This window comes from Psychrobacter sp. AOP7-A1-24 (assembly GCF_052376235.1).
Taxonomy (GTDB): Bacteria; Pseudomonadota; Gammaproteobacteria; order Pseudomonadales; family Moraxellaceae; genus Psychrobacter.
In genome coordinates this window covers 52,534-61,972 of the sequence record NZ_JBQSVM010000020.1, presented here as the reverse complement: position 1 = coordinate 61,972, position 9,439 = coordinate 52,534, and the positions used below count along the sequence as shown (strand labels likewise).

The 9,439-nt window shown below is 40.7% G+C and carries 9 protein-coding genes; 2 read left to right on the top strand and 7 right to left on the bottom strand.

Annotation, left to right across the window (positions count from 1 at the left end; genetic code table 11):
- The 3 genes from ACT3QQ_RS08605 to ACT3QQ_RS08595 form a co-directional block, all read right to left on the bottom strand.
- A partial coding sequence (locus ACT3QQ_RS08605; protein WP_444527674.1) for a metallophosphoesterase family protein occupies window positions 1–237 on the bottom strand: 237 nt, incomplete at its 3' end.
- Between the two features lie 22 nt (window positions 238–259).
- Window positions 260–1,114: an alpha/beta fold hydrolase gene (locus tag ACT3QQ_RS08600; protein ID WP_444527673.1), complete on the bottom strand. Its 855-nt coding sequence runs from the start codon at window positions 1,112–1,114 to the stop codon at window positions 260–262.
- A 308-nt stretch (window positions 1,115–1,422) separates the two neighbouring features.
- Window positions 1,423–2,844, bottom strand: coding sequence for an SLC13 family permease (locus ACT3QQ_RS08595; RefSeq protein WP_444527672.1), 1,422 nt, complete (start codon window positions 2,842–2,844; stop codon window positions 1,423–1,425).
- Window positions 2,845–3,291: 447 nt separating this feature from the next.
- Here ACT3QQ_RS08595 and ACT3QQ_RS08590 point away from each other — a divergent pair, with 447 nt between their 5' ends.
- Complete coding sequence (locus tag ACT3QQ_RS08590; protein ID WP_444520770.1) at window positions 3,292–3,444, top strand: hypothetical protein; 153 nt, start codon at window positions 3,292–3,294, stop codon at window positions 3,442–3,444.
- A 98-nt stretch (window positions 3,445–3,542) separates the two neighbouring features.
- Here ACT3QQ_RS08590 and ACT3QQ_RS08585 read toward each other — a convergent pair whose 3' ends face one another.
- Both ACT3QQ_RS08585 and ACT3QQ_RS08580 read right to left on the bottom strand, forming a co-directional pair.
- Window positions 3,543–4,226, bottom strand: coding sequence for a YoaK family protein (locus ACT3QQ_RS08585; RefSeq protein WP_444520769.1), 684 nt, complete (start codon window positions 4,224–4,226; stop codon window positions 3,543–3,545).
- 137 nt (window positions 4,227–4,363) lie between these two features.
- On the bottom strand, window positions 4,364–5,173 hold the full coding sequence (locus tag ACT3QQ_RS08580) for an enoyl-ACP reductase FabI (protein WP_444527671.1): 810 nt from the start codon (window positions 5,171–5,173) through the stop codon (window positions 4,364–4,366).
- 542 nt (window positions 5,174–5,715) lie between these two features.
- Here ACT3QQ_RS08580 and folE point away from each other — a divergent pair.
- Window positions 5,716–6,312 carry a GTP cyclohydrolase I FolE gene (gene folE, locus ACT3QQ_RS08575; protein WP_444527670.1) on the top strand — a complete coding sequence of 199 codons (597 nt, stop codon included), beginning with the start codon at window positions 5,716–5,718 and terminating at the stop codon, window positions 6,310–6,312.
- A gap of 95 nt (window positions 6,313–6,407) precedes the next feature.
- On the opposite strand, the gene msrB is transcribed toward folE, so the two are convergent.
- Both msrB and ACT3QQ_RS08565 read right to left on the bottom strand, forming a co-directional pair.
- Window positions 6,408–7,622: a peptide-methionine (R)-S-oxide reductase MsrB gene (msrB, locus tag ACT3QQ_RS08570; protein WP_444527669.1), complete on the bottom strand. Its 1,215-nt coding sequence runs from the start codon at window positions 7,620–7,622 to the stop codon at window positions 6,408–6,410.
- A gap of 283 nt (window positions 7,623–7,905) precedes the next feature.
- Window positions 7,906–9,207, bottom strand: a complete 1,302-nt coding sequence (locus ACT3QQ_RS08565; RefSeq protein WP_444527668.1) for an iron-containing alcohol dehydrogenase — start codon at window positions 9,205–9,207, stop codon at window positions 7,906–7,908.
- Between the last annotated feature and the right edge of the window lie 232 nt (window positions 9,208–9,439).

Here is a 9,439-nt window from a genome sequence, read left to right as displayed (position 1 = left end):
TCTATCCTGATTGCCTCTAATGGTGATAATGTCATCTTGATGTGCCATCAATAACTCATAGGTAGCGTTAGGTGCTATTGGCCCATACAAAATATCACCAAGATTGACAATCTGATCAACCTGATCAACATCTCGATGCCTTATATCGGCAAACACAGATTCAAGAGCGTAGACATTACTATGAATATCTGAAATCGCGGCGATGGTCGTTATCTGTTTCTTTTCTAAGTTATTCATTTTCTAACTCACTAATTAAAAACTACTTTACAACTTCAATAGTTGCTAGCGGATCTTCTTCATGCAGTACATGACCTAAGTTATCAAATATCTTAAGTTGACTGTTACGTATGTCTCTATGAAATAACATGGCGTTTCCTACAGGAATAAGAGCATCTTTTGCACCCCATAATATTAAGGTCGGTATATCCAACTGCTTTATTTGCGCTTGGTCACTATCATCATCAGTCTCATTTAGACGGCGACTTAATGCTTGCCGATTGCCTTGGCGCAAGGTCAACTCATAGTACCTATCAACCAAAGCGTCGTTTACTTTGCTATCGTCTGCATACACGCTCAAAACACTTTTTTCGACGACACTTCTGGGTAGGATACGATTTAGAATTGGTGACATCACTGAATATTCAGCAAGCTTAAAACCAATAGGGACGTGTTTTGGCATTGATGAATAGCCAACTGCATCCACCAATATTAAACGACTGATATGCTCAGGATACAAAGCTGCCGTACGCCATGCTACCTTACCCCCTAATGAGTTACCTGCAAGTGTGACACGATCTAATTTCAAATGGTTGAGCACTTGAATGACAAACGTAGCATAATTTTCGTAGCTATAGTGTGTGCGTTCGTCCACATAAGGACCAGTCAGACCAAATCCTGGCAGATCCATACTTACGACACAGTACTGCTCAGACAGCGCCTTTGACCAACCTTCCCATGTATGTAGACTTGCCGAGGTTCCATGTAACAAAACGATTGTTTCAGGTGGTTTTGTTCTAGACGACATTACTTTAGGTTCAGCGTTAAACGCTTTGCCCATCGATACCTTATTAAGGTTTGTATCACACTTTCCTGACTGCGCCACGTGTGCCTGCATACCTTATATGTCTATAAATTCACTATTGGGCAGTTGCCATCGTTTTAGCTCAGTGACAGTACGATCAGGCGCCCAATATTTTGCTATAAATACAATCAGTAGGGCAATTGTACCTAGTACTATAAGAACCATTGCTTCTAATAAATACAGTACCATTTGATCAAATCCATTTAATAAAATGACGTGAATGACAAACATTCTATACCGTTATCCAATACGATAAGCAACAAAAAACCCCAATGTTCAACTTGTCTTGAACATTGGGGTTTCAGTATCGCTAAGCATATATGATTATAGTGACTACTTGATTATATCAAAAAGAAATATGCCCATAGTCCAATAACGATAGTAGCAATAATATTTAATATAATACCCGTGCGAATCATTTCTGTCTGTTTAATCAAACCAGTACCAAACACAATAGCATTTGGTGGCGTCGCAACTGGCAACATAAAGGCACATGATGCACCGATACCGATGACTAGTACGAGTACTTCATGAGGCAAGCCCATCTGCTCAGCGATAGCAGCAAACACTGGCACTAACAATGCAGCAGATGCTGTGTTAGAAGCGAACTCGGTTAAGAAAATAATAAATGCAGATATCGCAATCATCACCACCATCAGTGGTGCCGCAGACAATGCGTTAGCGACCGTTTCACCAAGTACTAAAGACGCACCTGAGACTTTCAAAACTGTCGATAGTGCAATACCGCCACCGAACAGCATGAGTACGCCCCAATCAGTATTGTCAGAAACTTGCTTCCACGATACCAGTCCTAAGCTCACTACTGCTGCTGCCGCGGATAAAGCAATAATGGCATCCGTATCAGAAATATCTAACGCTGCACCGATTTTCTTAGAGAATATCCAGCTCAATGCAGTAATAACAAAGACAGTAATGGTCACTATACGTGGCTTATTCCAAGCTATAGGAGTCTCTTCAACCAATGTGATTTTACGATTTAGGTTGGGTTTAAGGAACAAGTACATCGCACCCAATAATAATGGCAATAGCACCAACATCATCGGTATACCAAACTTCATCCAATCAACAAAAGCAATATCAAGCGCTTTGGCTGCAATCGCATTAGGCGGTGAACCAACAATCGTACCCAAACCACCCAGGCTCGCTGAATAAGCAATACCCAATAATACAAACACAAATGTACCGCGATCTTTTTCACGATCAACTTGCGTCAAAATACCAAGAGCTAATGGCAGCATCATCGCCGCCGTGGCTGTGTTTGATATCCACATTGATAGAAATGCTGTCACACCAAATATCAAAAATACGGCCGTACTAAGCTTACCACCTGACATTGATAGAATCTTTAATGCAATTTTTTTGTCCAACTGTTGTACATGCAAAGCAGCAGCTAGCGCAAAACCACCAAAGAATAAATAAATAGTCGGACTAGCGAAACTTTGTAAGCCTATTTTGGCATCAAAATCTGGTATACCTATCAAGGCTCCTACCACCACTACCAGTAGCGCCGTAATAGTCACGTGCACTGCTTCTGTTAACCACAGTACACCGATAAAAAACAACAAAGCAAGACCTTTATTGGCATTGATATCAAATGGTAAAATATTATAGATAATCATCGCAATAATCGCTGCAATTGCGACAACAATTAACCCTTTGCCTGTACCTTTTGGGAAGGTATCAGTAAATAAATATTCATTGCCATCATTAGGGAGATGGCTATCTAGCTTTTGCTCTGACATAGAATGTCCTTATTGAATAAAAGACGGTGTAAGAAACCTCAAGATAAAAACATAAATTACTGGTTGGTGTGTGTTTTGATAAACACATTACCATTGAAGAAAAAATAAAATCGAAAGCACCGATGAAAAATTTATGACTGACTGTCAATACTTATTCTTAGTAATGCCCTACATTTAACTACCTACAAGCAGCGCTTGAGACATTCATATTAGAACTTGTCTTTTACAACTTATGCTAGCCATCGGCATACCTAGTTATCGGTTACTTTATTAGTTGCATTGTTGATTACATCATCAGTTACACACAGTCACTAAACAAGTGTACTCTGTATATGTACAACATTATAATCACACTTCATACTAGACAAGTAAAATAAAAGCGTTAACAAATAAAGCTTTAACCAAGATATCTTTATTAAAGCTCAAATAAAAATACTGGAGTACTTTATGACAGACTCAAATAAAACGGACTCAACGACTAAAATGGCACCAAAAGACATTAACCAAGATGGCTTAGCCAAAGAAGACCAGCAACGTACTGACGACTCTATGCTTGATATGATGCAAGGAATGCATGAGCACGAAGATCATAAAGACTAAAATAAAAGAATGTTTTAGTAGCTTGCTACTTCATACCTAAATGAACTTACAGAAAGTTTATAGTAAATAAGATGGGCGTTTATCATTATGATAAGCGCTTATCCTTTTTTTGGCTCTCTAACTTCTGGCAGGTGATCTGAAGCATAGTTATATACGAATGCTGCTGTCGAAACAATAGCAATGGGAACAAATAAGGCATCATAGCTGATTGTAGCAAACAAGAAAGCACCTACTGTACTACCACCGCAGAAGCAATACCAGATAACCGCTTGAAACCCTAAAGTTGGCTTACTGATAGAGCGGCCGGCAAGCCAATTACCGATTGCCGCCCCCATATCCGATGTCAGCCCTGTCAAGTGAGTGGTACGAATGACCGCCCCACTATAAGTTGCTACCATCGCGTTTTGTAATCCGCAGGCCATCGCTGCCGCCAATTGTCCTAAATAATCATGCTGCTGGTATAACCAATAACTAACCAGCAATAATGCTGCTTCTAAGTATAGCGCTCGCCCATAACGACGACCGAGTTTCAATGACGTCTGCCCAATGACAAAACCGCTCAGTATAGCGCCTGCCAAGAAGGACAGCAACAAAGTACCAATATATAAAATACTACGTGCATCTGCATGAGCGATAGCCGCTGCAAACAAGCTCACATTGCCAGTGACGTGTGACACCGATAAATTAGCGAACCCCATCAATGCCGTTGTATTCACACAACCAGCACTAAATGCCAGAATTGCCCCGCCCCATAGTATCCACTTTGGTAATTTGGTTATCATATCTCTCGCTCAAAATTACATAGCTAAAGAGGCACACTGCTAAAAAAGCCCATTGCTAAAAAGACTCATAGTATAACCAGAAAAGACAGCCTATTGGCTGTCTTTTCTATTATCAAACATATCATTGATGACAATTATTACTTCGCTGGCTCATCAAGCGTCATTAATTGCTCACTGATAGCAACCGTATTGAAGCCTGCATCAACAAACATAATCTCACCTGTGATACCAGACGCCCAAGGAGATAATAGAAACAATGCTGCATTACCTACTTCTGTCTGTGTGATATTGCGTTGTAGTGGCGCAATCTTTTCGCTAATATCAAGCATTTTGCGGAAAGACTTGATACCACTAGCGGCTAGCGTGCGGATAGGGCCTGCAGATATCGCATTAACACGAATACCTTCGCCGCCCATAGACGTTGCTAAATAACGAACGCTGGCTTCTAGACTGGCTTTTGCCATACCCATGACGTTATAGTTTGGCAATACTGAAATACTACCTTCATAAGTCAACGTCAACATAGAGCCGTGACGCATCGCTAATAATTCACGAGCTGCTTTAGCCAATGCAACAAAGCTATAACTAGAGATGTCATGTGCAATGTGGCTTCCTTCACGAGTCGTTGCGCTAACAAAATCTCCATCAAGCTGATCCATCGGCGCAAATCCAATGGCATGAACCACACCATCAATACCATCACCCCAATGAGCAGTTACTTGTTCAAAACAAGCAGCAATCGACTCATCAGAGGCGACATCACACTCTAGAACCAAATCTGCTTCAAATTTTTCAGCGGCCATGTCGACGCGTTTTTTAATTTTATCGTTCGGGTAAGTCAGAATTATTGATGCCCCTTCGCGGTGCAACGCTTCTGCGATAGCCCAAGCGATAGAGAGTTTACTTGCGATGCCAGTTACGACAAATCGTTGTCCTTGCAGTAGCATAAGATTTCCTTTTGAATCAATCAAGATGATTTAGAATAAGAATTTATTTAGAGTAATTAGAAGATTGAGACTACTAAATAGTACAAATGAAAAGATGAGTTATTATACACGAATTAATTTAAGTAAACAGTCGTAAACTGTATTTGGTTCTTGTTATTGGATTCGTAAATACCATCAACCAATAAAATGAAAACTCTAACAGCAGCTTATCGCTTCAAGTAATGTCGACAATGAGCGCTTTTTGCGAGTTATTAGAATATATTTTAGCATTAACGCTTCGAAACAAAACGCACAGACTATAACATTTTACTGACTTCATGATGAAAACAGTATTTCAAATATTAATACTATAACCGTTTCGAATAAGTATTAGACTCCCCCTTTATTTATTAAAGCCTTAACTGCTGACCACAGCAGTATGAAGTTCAGCAGATTTCGAGTATAATCACAGCCCTTCCCAGCTTGCACAATTTTTATAAGAATCCTCACATGATAGGATTCAACGTTAAGCTACACCCACATTTTGGATGGCTGCCAAACTTATGAGTAACACCCCCATCATAACCCCAGATTATAAAGAAAGTACCGAATCTTATCGCCAACTGATTGCTTCAACTGGCGAAGACTTAGATCGCCCGGGTTTGTTAGATACGCCTGTACGTGCTGCAAAGGCATTTGCACATCTAACCCAAGGCTATCATCAAAACATAGAAGAAGTAGTCAATGATGCTGTCTTCCCATCAGCCAATCGTGAGCTGGTGCTGGTACAGAACATTGAGTTTTATTCATTGTGTGAGCATCATATGCTACCGTTCCATGGTATCGCTCATATCGGCTACTTACCTGATGGACAAGTCTTGGGACTGTCAAAGTTCGCCCGTATCGTCGACATGTATGCTCGTCGTTTACAAATACAAGAAAACTTAAGTGAGCAGATTGCACAAACCATTATGGATGTTACTGGCTGCCGCGGTGTGGCAGTTGTCATGGATGCATCACATATGTGTATGATGATGCGCGGTGTTAGCAAACAGCATTCAACCACACGTAGCACCGCTATGCTTGGCGAATACCAACACAATAATCAAGCACGTAATGAGTTTTTGGGTGCTGTTCCTAAGCGTCAACCAGCGTTTTAAATTGCTGTTAATTGTTTATTCTACTCTGAACAATACCCAAATAAAAAGGACGCATCAGCGTCCTTTTTATTTGGGTAAACGGTAGAAAAACAATACTAGCTAACTGATTTCACATCATCAATCCAGTCGCCGTAACCTTCAGCTTCCATATCTGCAAGCGGAATAAAGCGTAGTGCTGCTGAATTCATGCAATAGCGCTTACCTGTTGGTGCTGGACCATCATCAAACACATGACCTACGTGCGAGTCCGCGTAACGACTACGGATTTCAGTACGGGTTCCAAATATGCCTGGATCCGGCTTTTCTACCACTAAGCTAGTATTTAATGGACGAGTAAAACTCGGCCAGCCCGTACCGGACTTGTATTTATCACGAGAAGAGTACAGTGGCTCACCAGATACGACATCTACATACAATCCAGGCTCTTTATTATCCCAATATTCATTATCAAAGGCGCGCTCGGTCCCTTCTTTTTGAGTGACCTTATACTGAATATCATTGAGCGATTTTTTTAGCGCATCTTGTGAGGGTTTTGCGAATGTATCTGGGTTAAAACCTTTGCTTACTTTGCTATCCGACGTGACGTTCATCGTCACTTGCTGTGTGCTATCTGCTGTAGGCGTAAACTTGCTAAAATCAAGCTCATAGTTTTTACCATAGACACTTTCTATGAACTGATAACGACCCGAATTGAAAGTATAAGCTTTGTAGCGTATCGGATTCTTTTTATAATAATCCTGATGGTACTCTTCAGCGGGATAAAAAGTACTAGTAGGAACAATCTCAATCACTACTGGTTTTTCGTATACCCCAGAGTCTTGCAGTGATTGCTTAGCAGCTTCTGCAATTTTCTTTTCTTGCGCGTTATCATAAAAAATAGCAGGACGGTACTGTGTGCCGCGGTCGACAAACTGACCTTTATCATCAGTAGGATCTGCGATTCTCCATAAAGCCTGTACTATGCCATTATAAGTAATTTTCTTAGGATCATAATATACCTGCGCCGCTTCTGTATGACCGGTCCCACCTGCTGACACCTGCTTGTAGGTTGGATTTTCGGCGGTGCCGCCCGTATAGCCAGACACGACTTCCACCACACCAGGAATTTTCTCGTAACCTGCTTCAACACACCAAAAACACCCACCCGCTACCGTGGCTACTGCCAACCCTGGTGTAGTCGGTGCATAGGGATTAGCGGCAGTTGTATTTTTTACAGTAGAGCTACTTTCAGTTGATGCGCAGCCTGCGTAAATCGCGCTGCTCGCTATGATAACTAACCCTATAATTTTAGACGGTAATATGCGGTTCATAAAAATCTCCTAAGCGTAATGTCCTCTGAATATCTTAACGATTTTGTGTCACTGCAACATTCCTATATTGTTATATATTTACAGTTTATTAAGATATTTTTTATCAACTGAGTGTAATCACAAGATAAATTAAAGGATTCATTGATAACGGTTATATATTTTAGTATGAGTTAACTATAGAAATAAGACTAAAGCTTTATTATCTCAAATGCATTAAAAAAGCCCATTCTCAAAAGAGTGACGGGCTTTTATTTATCGCAAAGCTATCAATGCAAACATAGGATTATGACGCTGCTTTATTATTATCAGCACGTTCGTCACTAGCCAGCTTAATCTTCATTAGAATTTCTTTGATTTCAGCAGCTGATAGATAAGTTGGTACTGCATAAGTATCACTGACTTCTTTTGCAGCTGCCTTTGCAATATTATCAAAGTCGCTGGTTTGCATACCCTCAACTGTCGGATCGATATTTAAATTTGCAATCAAGTCTCTAACTTGCGTGATAAGGTGATCCGCTATCTCACTATCACTATTGGCTGCTTGACCATTCTGTACCATACCAGTTCTTTTAGCCAATGCAGCCAGTCTTTTTCTACTCGCTTTGCGATTGACGTCAAGTACATAAGGCAACACGATCGCGTTAGCACGACCATGAGGAATACTATAGTAAGCACCTAACTGATGTGCGATAGCATGCACATAGCCCAGACCTGCTTTGTTAAAGGCAATTCCGCCGTAATGAGCGGCGATACCCATCTCTTCTCTTGCTTTTAGATTGCCACCGTCTTTATAAGCTAGTGGTAGATAATGCATAACAGATTTTACAGCAGAGGCTGCATAGTAATCTGTCTCTACATTAGCATTAGCGCTCATCCATGCTTCTAATGCATGAGTCAATACATCGATGCCTGTATCTGCTGTGATATGCGCTGGCATGCCTTTCATGATAACTGGGTCAATCGCTGCGGCGAGCGGTACCATTCTTGGGTCGATAGACAATGCTTTTTGATGCGTTTTGTCATCAGACACGACTGCACCGAGTGTCGCCTCTGATCCTGTACCAGCCGTCGTTGGTACACAGTATAAAGGCGTCGCAGGCTTTCTTGCTTTGAGAATACCAATTAGCTGTTTTGGTTTGCATTTGTTACCTTGAGACATCGCTATCATTTTGGCCGCATCGATCACTGAGCCGCCACCAATGGCTACGATAGAGTCACAATTGGCTTTTACTGATTGACGTAGCCCTTCTTCAACTACCTTGAAAGTAGGGTCTGGCGTAATACCATCATAGACGTGATAACTGATATTTTTTGCCTCTAGATAATCGGTAACTTTTGCTGGTATGCTCAGATTATTGAGCACCGTATCCGTGACAATAAACACATTGGTATTACCTTCATTGATAAGCATATCGCATAACTCATCACAGGCAGTCTCACCGACAAACAGCATTGGTCTTCTAATAGGTATCACGTAAGACACTGCTTTTAATACTTTTGCCCGAGTCTTAGCAACGGCCAAATAACCAGCATGCTGCAAACTGTTGTTCGTTACCAATTTAGTAATACTGTTTTGTGTTTTCATGAGCACAAAATCCTTTTTAATGATGGTTTTAACTGTAATAAAGACCGTTTTGCTGAGTCAGTTAAATATTACTAATTTATGAGCGTCAAAGTGCATAAAGATTCGTATCACAGTATTGTAAAACAGGCGACCTTCCAAAATCATTGTACCACTGCTTTTTTCAGTATGTCGCTATTATTATGAACTGCGATGTGTCGGTTTTATACCAGATCGCTTAATTTAGCCGCTTAAT